This window comes from Paenibacillus sp. JCM 18996 (genome assembly GCF_055392555.1).
Genome location: NZ_AP043884.1, coordinates 823,788 through 838,488, shown reverse-complemented (window position 1 = coordinate 838,488; position 14,701 = coordinate 823,788). Strand labels below are relative to the sequence as shown.

Genomic DNA, 14,701 nt, shown 5'->3' with positions numbered 1-14,701 from the left:
CTCTTCGCTTTGCCATGTTTAGAACAGGGAGAGCTGGTTGGACTCAGGCAGTCCCCTGAAGCATCCCATCGACCCGAGAATCTCTACGATCGTCTTGGAAGCTCTGGAACGTGTCTGGAAATCCTCGATCGACAGGAACTCCCCGCCTTCCCTGGCGGCAGCAATATTCCTGGCCGCGTTCTCTCCGATGCCCGCGATTGCGGAGAAGGGCGGGATCAAAGCGTCGCCGTCGACCTGGAACCGGGTTGCGTCGGAACGGTAGATATCGATCGGCTTGAATCGGAAGCCCCTCGCCGTCATTTCCAGCGCCATCTCGAGCAGCGATACCATCGATTTCTCCTTCGGCGCCGCCTGGAACCCTTTTTCCTCGATCTCGACAAGCTTCTTCAGAATGGCGTCATACCCTTGGCAGAGCAGCTCCAATTCAAAGTCGTCCGCTCGGACGGAGAAATAAGTCGCGTAGTAGGCGATCGGATAATAAAGCTTAAAGTATGCCGTACGCACAGCCGAGATGACATACGCCGCAGCGTGCGCCTTAGGAAACATGTACTCGATTTTCTCGCAGGAATCGATGTACCAGGCAGGCACATTGTGCTTCTTCATATCTTCCTTCCACTCTTCTGTCAAGCCCTTGCCTTTACGCACGCTCTCCGTGATCTTAAACGCCAGCCCCGCATCCATGCCGGCCTTATAGATCAAATAGAGCATAATATCGTCACGGCAGCCGATGACCGTCTTGATGCTGCAAATATTTTTGCGGATGAGCTCCTGGGCATTGCCGAGCCAAACTCCGGTGCCATGGGACAGGCCCGAGATTTGCAGAAGGTCGGCAAAGTTGGTCGGCTTTGCTTCCTCGAGCATCTGCCTTACGAACTTCGTACCCATTTCGGGCACGCCGTATGTGGCGACAGGTGTCCTGATTTGCTCCGGCGTGACGCCAAGAGCGTCGGTGGAATGGAACAGGCTCATCACCTTGGGATCGTTCATCGGGATGCTCGTCGGATCAACTCCGGTCAAATCCTGCAGCATTCTCATCATCGTCGGATCATCGTGTCCCAGAATATCGAGCTTCAGAAGGTTGGCGTCGAATGCGTGATAATCGAAGTGAGTCGTCTTCCAATCCGCGCTCGTATCATCAGCGGGAAATTGAACCGGCGTGATGTCGTCCACCTCGATATAATCGGGAACGACGACAATCCCGCCCGGATGCTGGCCTGTGCTCCGCTTCACACCTGTACAGCCGGCAGCGAGTCTGGAGATTTCGGCGTTGCGCCACTTTTTGCCGTTGTCTTCTTCATACTTCTTCACATATCCGAAAGCTGTCTTCTCGGCAACCGTTCCGATCGTTCCAGCCCGGAATACGCTCTTCTCGCCGAACAGCTCTTTTGTGAAATTATGGGCGACAGGCTGGTATTCCCCCGAAAAGTTCAAGTCGATATCGGGAACCTTGTCCCCTTTAAAGCCGAGGAACGTTTCGAACGGGATATCCTGGCCTTCTCCCTTGAGCTTCCCACCGCAATTGGGGCAATCCCTGTCCGGCAGGTCGAATCCGGAAGGGATCCGGCCGTCCGTGTAAAACTCGTGGAAGGTGCAGCTTGCGCAAATATAGTGCGGCGGCAGCGGATTCACTTCGGAGATGCCCAGCATCGTCGCTACAAAGGAGGAACCGACGGAACCCCTCGAACCGACCAGGTATCCGTCCTGGTTCGATTTTTTCACCAAACGCTCGGAAATGAGATAGTTGGCGGAGAAACCGTATTTGATGATCGGCACCAATTCTTTTTCCAGGCGCGCGGTAACGACCTCGGGGAGATTTTCGCCGTAGATGCTTTTGGCCGTGTTATAGCAAGTGCTGCGTATTTCGTCATCGGCACCGTCGATAATCGGAGTAAACAGCTTCTGCGGGAAAAGCTCGATTTCCTCGAATTGGTCGGCAAGCCCGTTCGTATTTGTTACCACGACTTCAAAGGCCGTATCGGCTCCGAGGAACTGAAATTCGCGCAGCATCTCATCCGTAGTGCGGAGATGGGCGTCGGGCTTGCGGATATCTTTCAGCGGGCTGAAACCCGTGATTCCATGGATCGTGATGTCTCTGGATATTTTGTCGCGCGGATGGAGATAGTGCACATTGCCGGTGGCAATGACCGGTTTCCCCAGTTTCCGGCCGATATCCATAATTCTTGCAACTGTATCCTCCAGCTGAGCTTTACTGCCCACCAGACCTTTTTCCACTAAATGCATGTTGTAGTCCGGAGGCTGGATCTCAAGCACGTCGTAGAACTCCGCCACCTGTTCCGCTTCTTCCACGGATTTGTTCAGGACCGTTTCGAAAAATTCGCCTTTCTCACAGCCCGAAGCAATCAGCAGCCCTTCCCTCAGCTCAATAAGCTTGCTTCTCGGAATACAGGCTGTTTTATGATAATACTCCGTGTGGGAGAGCGAGACGAGCTTGAACAAATTCTTCTTGCCCGCCGCGTTCTTCGCGTAAATGCAGCAATGAAAAGGGCGGGTATTGCGAAGATCTTTACCTATATTATCGTTGAGCCGCTCCAAGTTGGTGAAGCCCTGCTCGGCCGCTTCCTGGATCAAATGGAACAGGACATTGCCGAGTGCTAAAGAGTCGTCAATGGCTCTGTGGTGATTTTCCAGGCTGACTTTAAACTTGTCGGACAGCGTGTTTAACCGGTGATTCTTCAATGCGGGAAAAAGCAGCCTTGCCAGCTCAAGCGTATCGAGCACCGGGTTCTCCATCTGAGGCAGTCCAAGACGCTTGCAGTTTTCCTGGATGAAGCCGACATCGAACCTGGCGTTATGAGCAACAAGCGTGCAATCTTGGGCAAACTCCACAAAAGCGGGCAAAATATCCGAGATATCCTTCGCGTCCTGCACCATTTCGTCCGTAATATTGGTCAGCTGTGTGATGTGATACGGAATTTTCTCGTGGGGATTGACGAATTCGGCAAACCGGTCGATTTCCTTGCCGTCCTTCATCTTCACTCCCGCAATTTCGATAATTTTGTTGTTGATGACCGAAAGACCCGTAGTCTCTATATCGAAAATGATATATGTATCGTCCTTCAGCTCTCTGTCTTTGGCGTTTAGAACAAGGGGCACTCCATCATTGACCACGTTGGCTTCCAGGCCGTAGATCATTTTGATGCCGTGCTTCTTTGCAGCCTTGTTGGCGTCCGGGAACGACTGCACCCCGCTGTGATCCGTTACGGCGATCGCTTTGTGCCCCCATTTGGCGGCAAGCTTCACATACTGGTCGATCGTGGCGATGCCGTCCATCGGGCTCATCGTCGTATGCAAGTGAAACTCCACCCGCTTCTCTGCCGCGTTGTCCATCCGTTCAGGCGGAGCGCTCACTTCGTTGATGTCCGAAGGAATCATGACAAGCTCCGGCACCTGCATAAAGCGGTCGTATTCCACCTTTCCCCTGGCCCGGATCCATTTGCCATTGGCTAACAGGCTGAGAATTCTGAGGTCCTCTTTATTTTTGGCAAACACTTTCATCATCAAGGAGTCCGTGAAATCGGTCAAATTAAAGGTAAACAAGGTCATCCCGTTCTTCAATTCCTTGGTGTCCAGACCGAATACCGTCCCCTGAACCGCGATTTTCTTTTCTTCCTCCTGAATCATCTGCAGAGGCACCGGATTGTCTTTGATCTCGTAGCCCAGCATTAAAGAAACATCCGCTTCGAGAAGCGGCAGCGCTTCCTCTTTCTCTACCTGGCTCATGATCTCTTGGGTGACGAACTTTTCTTCCTCTTCTATCTGTTTGGCGAACTGCTCGAACACTTCGACGTTCGATTCGCTCACTGAATATTTCACATGCAAGGTACGGGAAAAATAGTCGTTAAAAAAACTCCGGATGAACTGGTCCAGGTTCTTCTTTCTCGCCAGCTCCATTCCTATCGCGTCCAACATGATCAAGTGGATAGTCTGATCCTGCACTTCTACCTTTGCTTTAGTCAGCCAGCCGTTGATGGATGCCGCTTCCCGCTGGACCCACTCAATAAACAAACTCCAATATTCCTCTACAAGCTCAGAAGAGGACACCGACTCTTCAAACCTGACCACAAAACGGATTCTTGCAATATGCGAGAATTTGTCCTGAATCATCTTGCAGAAGGAGCGGTAAATATGCTGCGGAACGAGTGTCGATTTCACCAGGCGGAAGGTCCATTCCCGGTTGGACCTGCTGACTTCCACCGTGTCTATGTATCCGTCCATAAAGAAACTGTTGATCGTTTCAAAAGGAACCTCGGCCTGCTGCATCAGCAGCTCAAACCGGGTCCTTTTTTCCGCCAAATTGCTCATGACTCGGTTTTCCTCCCCCAATACAGAACCCAAGAACAAATCCCCCAAAAGTGAAGCAAGCCTTCGAAGCCAATTCCGTTAGAGCAGCTCGCTGCTCGCACCGAAAGTTACATCTGCAACACGAATGTGCTACGGGGAAATACTTCGATAAAAAGCTTTCGGTACTACTTTTGGGGGAGCCCCCTTCATCCACAGAAATTGCTTCCCATAATTTCCTATACAGAAGCAAAAGGGCAAAGAAGAATTGGCATCCCTTTGCCCTTCATAAAACTTATTTAATATGCTTTACCGAATACGACCGTGTGCTTGGCCTGCTCTCCGCAGACTAGGCACTTGGATTTCTTCACCGCAGGCTCGAAAGGAATGTTCCGGCTCGTTGCGCCGTTCTCTTCCTTGACCTGCTCTTCGCAGGCGTCGGAGCCGCACCATCCGGCCAGAACGAATCCTCTCTTCTGTTCCAGGAAGTCGTTCATTTCGTCCAGCGTATCGACCGAAGCCATATAGTCGTCACGGAACTGCTTAGCTTTATCGTACATCCCCCGCTGGATTTCTTCAAGCATTTTTTGCGTTTCTTCGACAAAGGCGTCCTGGGACACAATCCGCTTCTCGCCGGTCAATCTCGACACGAGTACGACTACCCCGTTATCCATATCGCGGGGTCCGAGCTCCACACGAATCGGCACCCCGCGCATCTCGTATTCGTTGAACTTCCATCCCGGGCTCTGCTCTGTGCGGTCATCCACCTTGACCCTCACACCGGCTTTCTTCAATTCGGCAAAGAGCTCGTCGATCCGCCCTACTACCTGCTCCCTCGTCTTTGGCGGCCCGATTGGAATCATGATCACTTGGGTAGGCGCAACCTTAGGCGGCAAGGCCAGGCCCCGGTCGTCCCCGTGGATCATTATGAGAGCGCCGATCAAACGGGTAGACACTCCCCAGGAGGTCGTATGGCAGAATTGATGCTGGTTCTCGCGGTCCAGATATTTAATATCAAAAGCCAAGGCAAAGTTGGTTCCCATATAGTGGGAGGTTCCGGCTTGCACAGCCCTGCCGTCCTTCATCATCGCTTCAATGGAAAAAGTGTCCACCGCACCGGCAAACTTCTCCGAAGGAGTTTTCTGCCCCATTATGACAGGCATCGCCAAAAAGTCCTCGACAAACGCACGGTACACTTCCAGCATGCGCATGGTTTCTTCCCTTGCACCCTCTTCATCCTCATGCGCCGTGTGGCCTTCCTGCCATAAAAACTCGCTGGTTCGCAGGAACGGCAGCGTTCTTTTCTCCCAACGGACCACGTTGGCCCACTGGTTGATCAGCAAAGGAAGATCGCGGTAAGAGTTGATCCACTCCGAGTACATATGTCCGATCATGGTCTCGGAGGTCGGACGGATCGCCAGGCGCTCTTCGAGCTTCTCGCCTCCGGCTTCGGTCACCCAAGGCAGCTCAGGGTTAAAGCCTTCGACATGCTCTTTTTCTTTCTGGAAAAAGCTTTCGGGAATAAACAAAGGAAAATAGGCGTTGCGATGGCCGGTTTCTTTAAATCTCGCGTCCAGTTCACGCTGGATGTTCTCCCAAATTTCATAGCCGTCCGGTTTGAAAACGATGCAGCCCCTGACCGGAGAATAGCTCATCAGATCGGCTTTCTTGATCGTGTCCAGATACCACCTGGAGAAGTCCTCGCTTTGAGGGGTAATTTCTTTTACGAATTGTTTCTCGTTCGACATAGAATCCTCCTGAAAAGTGCAGCAGCCTTTTTATCCACTGATTAGTCGTAAAATATCGTTATAGGTGACGGCGATCATTAGCAGCATCAGCATGGCGAACCCGATTAAATGGACCATGCTCTCACGGTTCGGATCGACCGGCTTCCCTCGTACCGCTTCGATCAACAGGAACAACAGCCTGCTTCCGTCGAGAGCCGGGAAAGGCAGAAGGTTAAAGATGCCAAGGTTCAAGCTCAGCAGCGCCGTCCAGAAAATCAAGTACTCGAAGCCGTATTTGGCGTATTCGCTAGTCACTTCCACAATCCGGACGGGACCGCCCAGATCGTCCATCTTGACTTCGCCGAACACCATTTTCTTAAAGCCGTAGAGGATCAGGCCGGTTGCATTGACCGTATTCTTGTAGGTTCCTTCAAGTGTTTCCCTCACTGTCGGGGTCCTGGTATCGGAGGTAATCTTGATGCCTACATATCCCACACCGTCCTTGGCGGCCGGTATTACTTCCTTTTGCAGCTGTTCTTTGTTGCGCTGGATAATCCAGTTCATTTTTTTGTCGGGAGACGCTTGAATGAGCGAGGTGAGCTTCTTGGTGTCGGCACCGATCGGCTCGTTGTTGACCGACAGGACGACGTCCCCTGGCTTGAGGCCCGCTTTCTCGGCGGCCAGCGACGGAGTTACGTCACCCAGCTTCACATTGCTCGGGACCCCGGAAATAAGGATATATGCAAAAAAGAGAACGACCGCGAGGGCAAAATTCATAATGGGTCCCATCACTATGGAGAGCATACGCTGGCCGACGGTTTTACTCCCGAATTGGCGGTCCAGCGGAGCGATCTGGGTTTCCCTTCCCCGCGCCACCATATGAGCTTGAGGGTGAACAGGCAGCGTTACGCTTTGCTCGTCTACATTCAATTTAATGAATAAATCCTTTTCCAGGTCGATCCCTTCAACCACACCCTGCAGAACGTCCGCGCGCTGGTCCAATTTGTCCAAATAAAGATGGGTGACCATGTCTTTGTTCGTTTGAACCGCAATGGTCTGCCCCTTCTGCACGTCGACTATCTCGGGATCCTCTCCGGCCATCCGCACAAAGCCGCCGATTGGCAGCAAACGAAACGTATAACGGGTTTCTCCCCTTTTATAAGAAAACAGCTTCGGTCCGAAGCCGATGGCAAATTCCCTTACAAGAATGCCGGCTCTCTTGGCAAAATAAAAGTGCCCCCATTCATGGATCGATACCAGCAAGAAGAACATGACCAATATTTGAAAAGCCGTTTGTATCATTGACAAGATGTACCTTCCTCCTTAGCGTTCAACTGTTCCCGCGCAATCCGGGCACAGCACTTTCAGCAGCTTGGCTGTGTACTTAGATTAACATTATTTGTTCATATAATACAAGCAAACGGGAAGAGTTAGAACCTGGGGAGGGAACAGTTTCTGTGCAGATTTTAAAAAAAGCCGGGGAGGGATCCTCTTCGGCTTTTTTGAGGTCTTGGGGGCTCCCTGCAAAGCAATATGAATAGTCTTCTAAGGGTTTCGCTTCACTTTGTGGGGTTAATTTAGCTGTCTATCATCGTACGGAGGCGGTTCGTCTTGCCCATTGATCCGCTTCAGTGATTTCCTGAAGTCCCGGATTTGATACCGCGTCGTGCTTTTCCAGCACATCATAAATAACGTCTTCGATTTGCAAAAAAGTAATCTCACCGCCCAGGAACCGTGCTACCGCGACTTCATTAGCGGCATTAAATACCGTCGGTGCCGTGCCGCCCTGGAGCCCGCAATCATAAGCCATTTGCAGGCATGGAAACCGGTGCATGTCCATTGCCCGAAAATGCAGCTGCCCGAGCATGGCCAGATCAAGCGGCTTGGAAGGAGAGAGAACCCGTCTCGGATAAGTCAGCGCATATTGGATCGGCACCCTCATGTCAGGCATACCCATCTGGGCAATCACGCTGCGGTCCTTGAATTCGACAAAAGAATGGATGATGCTCTCCGGGTGGATCAGCACGTCGATTTGCGAGTACGGCAGGCCGAACAGCCAATGCGCTTCGATCACTTCGAGCCCTTTGTTCACCATGGTCGCCGAATCTATCGTAATTTTGGCTCCCATCGACCAATTGGGATGCTTCAGCGCATCTTCGACCGTCACGCTTGCCAGTTCTTCACGGCTCCGGTCACGGAACGAGCCTCCGGATGCGGTTAAAGTAATTTTCTCGATATCTTCACGGGACTCCCCGTTCAAGCATTGAAAAATGGCTGAATGCTCGCTGTCTATCGGCAGCAGGGTCACATTGCGTTTCTTCGCTTGCTCAGTGACCAAGTGGCCTCCGCTTACCAGCGTTTCCTTATTCGCCAGTCCGATATGCTTGCCCGCTTCGACGGCGGCTAATGTAGGCCTGAAGCCCTGGCTGCCGACAATCGCCGTTACCACGAATTCGGCTTCCGTGCCTGCTGCCACTTCAATCAATCCTTCAATGCCATAATAAACTTCAACGCCAGCAGGTATGTAATGCTTTATTTCTTCGGCAAGCTCCTTGGTCGCCAAAGAAACTTTTTTGGGACGAAACTCATTCACCTGCTGGATGAACAGCGACAGATTCTGCCCGGCCGCCAAACCTTCTACCGAAAACTGCTCTCTATAGTGGGAGATCACGTCCAGAGTTTGTGTGCCGATAGATCCGGTCGAACCGAGAATGCTGATTTTTTTGCTCATAAGTCCTCCTCAACCGGTGTATGGATTAGCAACAGACAAAACTTGATAAACAAAAGGAAAAACAATCAGCCAGCTGTCTACGCGATCCAGCACTCCCCCGTGGCCCGGCAGCACCGTTCCGGTGTCCTTGATTCCTTTCACCCTCTTGTAAGCGGACTGCATCAAATCCCCCAGCTGCCCTACTATGGCGATCACGGCGCCCAGCTGTAGCGCTCTGCTTAAAGAAATAAGATGAGGCTGGAAGAAAGCGAACGCAAGCGCCACAATGACCGCGAGAACAATCCCGCCTATCGAGCCTTCAATCGATTTGTTCGGGGAGATGGCCGGCCAAAGCGGATGCTTTCCAAGCTTGGAACCGACAAAATAAGCCCCGGAATCGGAAGCCCAAATGCATGCGAAAACAAGAAATGTCCAGAACAAACCGTGGTCTGCCAGACGAACAACGATCATATGGTAAAAGCCGGCTCCCAAATAAAGCAGCCCAAGGAACAGTAAAGCCGCTTTATCGATGGTCACGGAGTTTTTGGATATAACCGTAATCGCCAACAGAATAAATAAAGAGACCCATAGAAAAGGTACGGAAAACGTGTTCCAGGGCAGTCCCAGACTGTGCCAGGGAAAGACCAGCAGCAGCAGCAGGACGATTCCGACCGCATAGGTGAGCTTGTACTTTTTCAAATGGTTCATCCGCATAAATTCGTCATAACCGATGACGGCAAGCAAAAGAATAAGTCCTCCGAACCAATAGCCTCCGAGGGTAAGCATCGCTAAAAATACGGCTCCGGCGATAATTCCTGTCACGATTCGCTGCTTCAAAGAAATTCCCCCAAACCGGGTCTATAAACCGCCATATCTTCTTACGCGTTTCTGGTAATCCTGGATTGCTTTATAGAAATGCTCTTCCGTGAATTCAGGCCAATACAGGTCCGTGAACCAAAGCTCCGAATAAGCGAGCTGCCACAGCATGAAATTGCTTATTCTCTCCTCACCGCTCGTGCGGATCATAAGGTCGGGTTCAGGCAGATCGGAAGTGAGCAGATAATTCGAGAACAGCGATTCATCCGCTTCATCCAGATTGACGCTGCCGGATTGGACGTCCTTGTACATTTTCTTCATCCCGTCAAACATCTCTTTGCGGCTGCCGTAGTTCAAAGCAAAATTCAGGATGAGTCCGGTGTTGTGTTTCGTCCTTTCGATGGCGTCTTCCACTGCCTTCAATGTATGGCTCGGCAGGCCTTCCTTCCACCCTGTCATTCGAATCTGTACGTTCTTTTGCATTAACTCGTCAATCTCTTGAGGAAAAAACTCCATAGGAAGCTTCATCAAATAATCCACTTCCTCCGATGGCCGCTTCCAATTTTCCGTAGAAAAAGCATACATCGTGAGAACCTTCACTCCGATGCCGTCCGCCGCAACCGTGATTTTCTTCACATTCTTCATACCCGAATGATGGCCTGCGACCCTGGGCAATCCGCGCTGCTTGGCCCAGCGGCCGTTGCCGTCCATGATAACGGCGACATGCACCGGTATATTCTCTCGGCTCAACTGCAGAGCATCCGGCTCTACGGCGCTTCGGCTCAGCGCTCCGCTGAAACCCAGCCATTTCTTGATTTGTCCAATCATTCTTGTTCCCCCGAACAGCACCTATTGAAGTCGCTTCCGATCCGTATCGGACATGAGCTTCCTTACTTAAAATAAAAACGCCGTAACGGCGTTTTTATCCGTGTATCATTTAAACTTCCATGATCTCTTTTTCTTTAGCCGTCAGCACTTTGTCCACTTCGGCAATAAATTTGTCGGTCGATTTCTGGATTTCCTCTTGATGGCCGCGGGATTCGTCCTCGGAAATTCCGTTTTTTTCCATTTTCCTGATGTCGTCGTTCGCATCTCTGCGGATATTGCGAATGGCCACCTTCGCCTCTTCTCCGGCTTTCTTGGTCAATTTGACCAATTCCGCTCGTCTTTCTTCGGTCAGAGCCGGAATGATGATACGGATAGCATTGCCATCGTTGCTTGGGTTTAGACCCAGATCCGATTTCAGGATCGCCTTCTCGATAGTGGATAACGAGTTTTTGTCCCAAGGCTGGATCATTAAAGTTCTGGCATCCGGCGTTGCGATGTTGGCGAGCTGGTTCACCGGAGTCATAGCACCATAGTATTCTACCTGGACACGGTCCAGAAGGGAAGGCGAGGCTTTACCCGCGCGGTAGCTGTTCAGCTCCCTTTTCAAAGCGTCGATCGCTTTTTCCATACGCTCCTGCGCGCTTTTTTTCACGTTTTGAGGCATTAAATAACACTCCCTTGAACAATCGTCCCGATTTTTTCGCCGAGAACCACACGTTTAATATTGCCATTCTCTGTAATGGAAAACACGATTAGAGGGATATTGTTATCCATACACAGTGAAGACGCTGTGGCATCCATAACACCCAAATTTTTATTCAGAACATCGAGATACGTCAACGTATCGAATTTTTCTGCCGTAGGGTCCTTGAACGGATCTGCAGAGTACACGCCATCCACTTTATTCTTGGCCATCAGAATGACTTCCGCTTCAATCTCCGCGGCGCGCAGCGCAGCTGTCGTATCGGTGGAAAAGAACGGATTGCCTGTGCCCGCCGCAAAAATAACCACGCGTCCCTTCTCCAAATGGCGGATCGCCCTTCTGCGGATGTACGGCTCGGCCACCTGCTGCATTGTAATCGAAGTCTGCACCCGGGTAGGGACTCCGATCGCTTCTAAAGCATCCTGGAGCGCCAAAGAGTTCATCACGGTAGCCAACATGCCCATATAATCGGCTGTCGCCCTGTCGATGCCCTTTTCGCTGCCCGCGATCCCTCTCCAAATGTTTCCCCCGCCCACGACTACGGCAACTTCCACATTCAGCTCAACAACTTCCTTCACCTGTTCCGCGATGGAGGAGATCATTTCCGAGTCAATTCCGTAACCCTGCTGTCCGGCCAGCGCTTCTCCGCTGAGCTTCAATATGACTCTTTTAAAGATTGGTCGTTCCAATACCGGTTACCTCCGTTTCATAACCCCGCATAGTGACATGAAGGCTTGCGATGCATCTATCTCTAAAAAAGAAGGAACACGAAGTGTTCCTGCCATCAAGATTCTATTACTATAGGTTGGCTTGCGCCATAACTTCCTCAGCGAAGTTTTCCTGTTTCTTCTCCAAACCTTCTCCCAGCTCAAAACGGGCGAAGCGGCGGATGGAAATATTCTCTCCGATGGTGGAGATTTTCTCGTTGAGCAAAGTCTGGATCGTCTTGTCCGGATCTTTGATGAATGCCTGCTCAAGCAGACAGAACTCTTCGTAGTATTTGCCGATGCGGCCTTCCACCATTTTGTCGACGATATGAGCCGGCTTGCCTTCGTTGAGCGCCTGGTTTCTCAAGATTTCGCGTTCTTTGTCGAGTGCTTCCTGAGGAACGTCTTCACGGCGGACATAAAGCGGGTTGGCGGCTGCGATCTGCATTGCCACGTCTCTCGCGAAATCGCGGAATTGGTCGGTCTTGCCGACAAAGTCGGTCTCGCAGTTGATTTCAACCAGCACGCCGATACGGCCGCCAGCATGTATGTAAGATTCAACTATGCCTTCCGTCGCGATCCGTCCGGATTTGTTGGCCGCAGCAGCCAATCCTTTTTCACGCAGGATCTCGGACGCTTTAGTGATATCACCGTTCGCTTCTTCAAGAGCTTTTTTGCAATCCAGCATGCCCGCTCCTGTTTTCTCGCGCAATTCTTTAACCAGTGCCGCAGTAACTGCCATTTGTAAAGTCCTCCTTGGAAATTGTCTTTTTAAATTAACCCCACAAAGTGAAGCTAAACCTTCGTAGAGTATTCCTGGTACTTTGCGGGGAGCCCCGAAGACCTTTTAAAAAAAAGGGCGGTGAGAGGCATTACACCTGCAGACCACCCTTTCTGTTTATATATAACGGGATTATGCTGTTGTTTGTTCGCCTTGGTGAGCTTCGATAACAGCGTCGGCCATCTTGGCGGTAAGCAATTTCACAGCGCGGATCGCGTCGTCGTTACCCGGGATAACATAATCGATTTCGTCCGGATCGCAGTTCGTATCAACGATGCCGACGATGGGAATACCCAATTTACGAGCTTCTGCAACGGCAATGCGCTCTTTGCGAGGATCAATAATGAACAAGGCGCTTGGAAGGCCCTTCATTCCTTTGATACCGCCCAGGAATTTCTCAAGCTTTTCTTTTTCCTTGTTAAGGATGATAACTTCTTTCTTAGGCAGAAGCGCGAAAGTTCCGTCCTCTTCCATTCTTTCCAGTTCATGAAGACGGTCGATCCGCTTCTGGATAGTTTGGAAATTAGTCAATGTACCGCCGAGCCAACGCTGGTTGATGTAGTACATTCCGCAGCGCTCGGCTTCCTCTGCAACGGAATCTTGAGCCTGTTTCTTGGTACCTACGAAAAGAATGGTTCCATTCTCTTCGGAAACGGATTTAACGAAGTTGTAGGCTTCCTCAACTTTCTTGACCGTCTTCTGAAGGTCGATAATGTAGATTCCGTTTCTTTCAGTAAAGATGTAACGATCCATCTTCGGGTTCCAACGGCGGGTCTGATGTCCGAAGTGTACCCCAGCTTCCAAGAGCTGTTTCATGGAGATAACTGCCATGCGGTAAATCCTCCTCGATTTGTGGTTTTTGTGGTTTCCTCCGCCGACGTCATTTTCCGATAAAACTCCTTGTCAAAAAGAGCACCGTTATCGAAATTGATCGACGTGTGTAATAACACCGTCAATTACTATAACATACTTGAAAGACGGTTGCAACAGCAGTCTTGCAGCCCCTCGGAGCTTACCGGGGAGCGGGTAAAGCGGTAATTTTTGCGATAACTCCGTTCATGTCGAGGGGGGCGGTGAAGACATGGGCTCCGACCTGGATCTTGCCTGTTTTCTGCTGCCGCGACAGCTCGTCTTCAAACGCTTTTCGGTCTGTGATAATACCGGCTTTAAACAGCATGTCCGAAACACTGGCCGCTTTATAACCGTCCTCGATATATACTACCTTTGTCGAATCCGCCCCAATTTTTGCGTCGGCCGGTTTGCCGGTTTCCCGCTTAAGCAGATCGTCCACTTGAGGCTCAGTATAAACCTTCTCGTCCTTGCCGAACACCTGGTAATAAAGGCCGGCCTGCTGTTTCAACGCCTGCATGTCCAGCTCGCTCGCGGCAGGAGCTTTGGGAGGCTGCGACGGTGCGGGGGCTTTGGCCGCGAAGTTCATTACATAAAGCAGCAGTGCTCCGAGTATGAGCCCTATCCCCAAACCGCCCACGAAAAACCGGTTTTTAAGCATTGAGCTTGTCCTCCTGCCTGGAAAGCTGAAGGATCAAGCCGACCTCGCCTTTGTTCATGCCCAGCTTCTTCGCGATATAATCGACGGACTTTCCCGCCTCATGATAGGAAAACAACTCCGCGTATCTGATCTTGAGATGGATAAGGGACACCTTCTCGTCCGGCTGTCGGCTGCCTTCGATCAGGTTTTCACTGCCGCGTGCCTGCGGGGCAGCGGTTTGCTGCGCTGCAGCTGCCTGTTGTCCCGGCCCAGTCATGGGGTCTGACCACCCGCCGTGCAATGCCGCAACGCGCGCCTGGAGAAGCGCGCCCTCGCGATCGTGTGCGAGCCTTCCAAACTGCCTGGACAGCTCCGCGTTCTGCCGTTCGAGCGTTTCCAGCCTTCCCGCCAGATTCGTGATCTGAAGCTCATATTCCCGTTTCGTTTCCGAAAACAGCTCGATCAGCACCCGGTTCTGCTCTTCCATCTCCGCCCCGAATTGATCAAGCGACTCTTCCATCTCCTTGACCATCAGCCGACTGGGGGAGGAAGAGGCGGATTTTGGCAGAAACCTCGAGAAGACGATCAATATTAAACCGAGTAAAACGACATAGAGTAACGGGTTGTCGGAATTCATTTCT

At 51.3% G+C, this 14,701-nt stretch carries 12 protein-coding genes; all 12 read right to left on the bottom strand.

Translation table 11 applies throughout. The annotated features are described in order from the left end of the window. Positions 1 to 18: 18 nt before the first annotated feature. On the bottom strand, positions 19 to 4,323 hold the full coding sequence (locus ACZ5N7_RS04065; RefSeq protein ID WP_464657641.1) for a PolC-type DNA polymerase III: 4,305 nt from the start codon (positions 4,321 to 4,323) through the stop codon (positions 19 to 21). Between the two features lie 275 nt (positions 4,324 to 4,598). Next, positions 4,599 to 6,047: a proline--tRNA ligase gene (proS, locus tag ACZ5N7_RS04060; RefSeq protein WP_464657639.1), complete on the bottom strand. Its 1,449-nt coding sequence runs from the start codon at positions 6,045 to 6,047 to the stop codon at positions 4,599 to 4,601. A 30-nt stretch (positions 6,048 to 6,077) separates the two neighbouring features. Next, entirely contained in the window at positions 6,078 to 7,334 is a 1,257-nt protein-coding gene (rseP, locus tag ACZ5N7_RS04055) for an RIP metalloprotease RseP (RefSeq protein ID WP_464657637.1), read from the bottom strand. A 280-nt stretch (positions 7,335 to 7,614) separates the two neighbouring features. Continuing rightward, on the bottom strand, positions 7,615 to 8,757 hold the full coding sequence (locus ACZ5N7_RS04050) for a 1-deoxy-D-xylulose-5-phosphate reductoisomerase (protein ID WP_464657635.1): 1,143 nt from the start codon (positions 8,755 to 8,757) through the stop codon (positions 7,615 to 7,617). A gap of 9 nt (positions 8,758 to 8,766) precedes the next feature. After that, on the bottom strand, positions 8,767 to 9,573 hold the full coding sequence (locus tag ACZ5N7_RS04045) for a phosphatidate cytidylyltransferase (RefSeq protein WP_464657633.1): 807 nt from the start codon (positions 9,571 to 9,573) through the stop codon (positions 8,767 to 8,769). 21 nt (positions 9,574 to 9,594) lie between these two features. Then, positions 9,595 to 10,380, bottom strand: a complete 786-nt coding sequence (locus ACZ5N7_RS04040) for an isoprenyl transferase (RefSeq protein ID WP_464657631.1) — start codon at positions 10,378 to 10,380, stop codon at positions 9,595 to 9,597. 109 nt (positions 10,381 to 10,489) lie between these two features. Then, positions 10,490 to 11,044: a ribosome recycling factor gene (frr, locus tag ACZ5N7_RS04035; protein WP_464657629.1), complete on the bottom strand. Its 555-nt coding sequence runs from the start codon at positions 11,042 to 11,044 to the stop codon at positions 10,490 to 10,492. After that, the gene (gene pyrH / locus ACZ5N7_RS04030) at positions 11,044 to 11,772 is read right to left on the bottom strand and encodes a UMP kinase (protein WP_464657627.1); all 729 of its coding nucleotides are present in this window, start codon (positions 11,770 to 11,772) and stop codon (positions 11,044 to 11,046) included. Before pyrH ends, frr begins: the two co-directional genes overlap by 1 nt. Before the next feature lie 109 nt (positions 11,773 to 11,881). Further along, positions 11,882 to 12,532, bottom strand: coding sequence for a translation elongation factor Ts (gene tsf / locus ACZ5N7_RS04025; RefSeq protein ID WP_464657625.1), 651 nt, complete (start codon positions 12,530 to 12,532; stop codon positions 11,882 to 11,884). 171 nt (positions 12,533 to 12,703) lie between these two features. Then, positions 12,704 to 13,402 carry a 30S ribosomal protein S2 gene (gene rpsB, locus ACZ5N7_RS04020; protein WP_464657624.1) on the bottom strand — a complete coding sequence of 233 codons (699 nt, stop codon included), beginning with the start codon at positions 13,400 to 13,402 and terminating at the stop codon, positions 12,704 to 12,706. 181 nt (positions 13,403 to 13,583) lie between these two features. After that, positions 13,584 to 14,081: a hypothetical protein gene (locus ACZ5N7_RS04015; RefSeq protein ID WP_464657622.1), complete on the bottom strand. Its 498-nt coding sequence runs from the start codon at positions 14,079 to 14,081 to the stop codon at positions 13,584 to 13,586. Continuing rightward, complete coding sequence (locus tag ACZ5N7_RS04010) at positions 14,074 to 14,697, bottom strand: hypothetical protein (RefSeq protein ID WP_464657620.1); 624 nt, start codon at positions 14,695 to 14,697, stop codon at positions 14,074 to 14,076. Before ACZ5N7_RS04010 ends, ACZ5N7_RS04015 begins: the two co-directional genes overlap by 8 nt. Positions 14,698 to 14,701 lie beyond the last annotated feature (4 nt).

Excerpts from the sequence above, each read along its gene's own strand:
- proS (WP_464657639.1), bottom strand. The coding sequence starts at position 6,047 with ATGTCGAACGAGAAACAATTCGTAAAAGAAATTACCCCTCAAAGCGAG.
- ACZ5N7_RS04015 (WP_464657622.1), bottom strand. The coding sequence starts at position 14,081 with ATGCTTAAAAACCGGTTTTTCGTGGGCGGTTTGGGGATAGGGCTCATA.
- ACZ5N7_RS04040 (WP_464657631.1), bottom strand. The coding sequence starts at position 10,380 with ATGATTGGACAAATCAAGAAATGGCTGGGTTTCAGCGGAGCGCTGAGC.
- ACZ5N7_RS04050 (WP_464657635.1), bottom strand. The coding sequence starts at position 8,757 with ATGAGCAAAAAAATCAGCATTCTCGGTTCGACCGGATCTATCGGCACA.
- ACZ5N7_RS04010 (WP_464657620.1), bottom strand. The coding sequence starts at position 14,697 with ATGAATTCCGACAACCCGTTACTCTATGTCGTTTTACTCGGTTTAATA.
- rpsB (WP_464657624.1), bottom strand. The coding sequence starts at position 13,402 with ATGGCAGTTATCTCCATGAAACAGCTCTTGGAAGCTGGGGTACACTTC.
- frr (WP_464657629.1), bottom strand. The coding sequence starts at position 11,044 with ATGCCTCAAAACGTGAAAAAAAGCGCGCAGGAGCGTATGGAAAAAGCG.
- ACZ5N7_RS04065 (WP_464657641.1), bottom strand. The coding sequence starts at position 4,323 with ATGAGCAATTTGGCGGAAAAAAGGACCCGGTTTGAGCTGCTGATGCAG.
- tsf (WP_464657625.1), bottom strand. The coding sequence starts at position 12,532 with ATGGCAGTTACTGCGGCACTGGTTAAAGAATTGCGCGAGAAAACAGGA.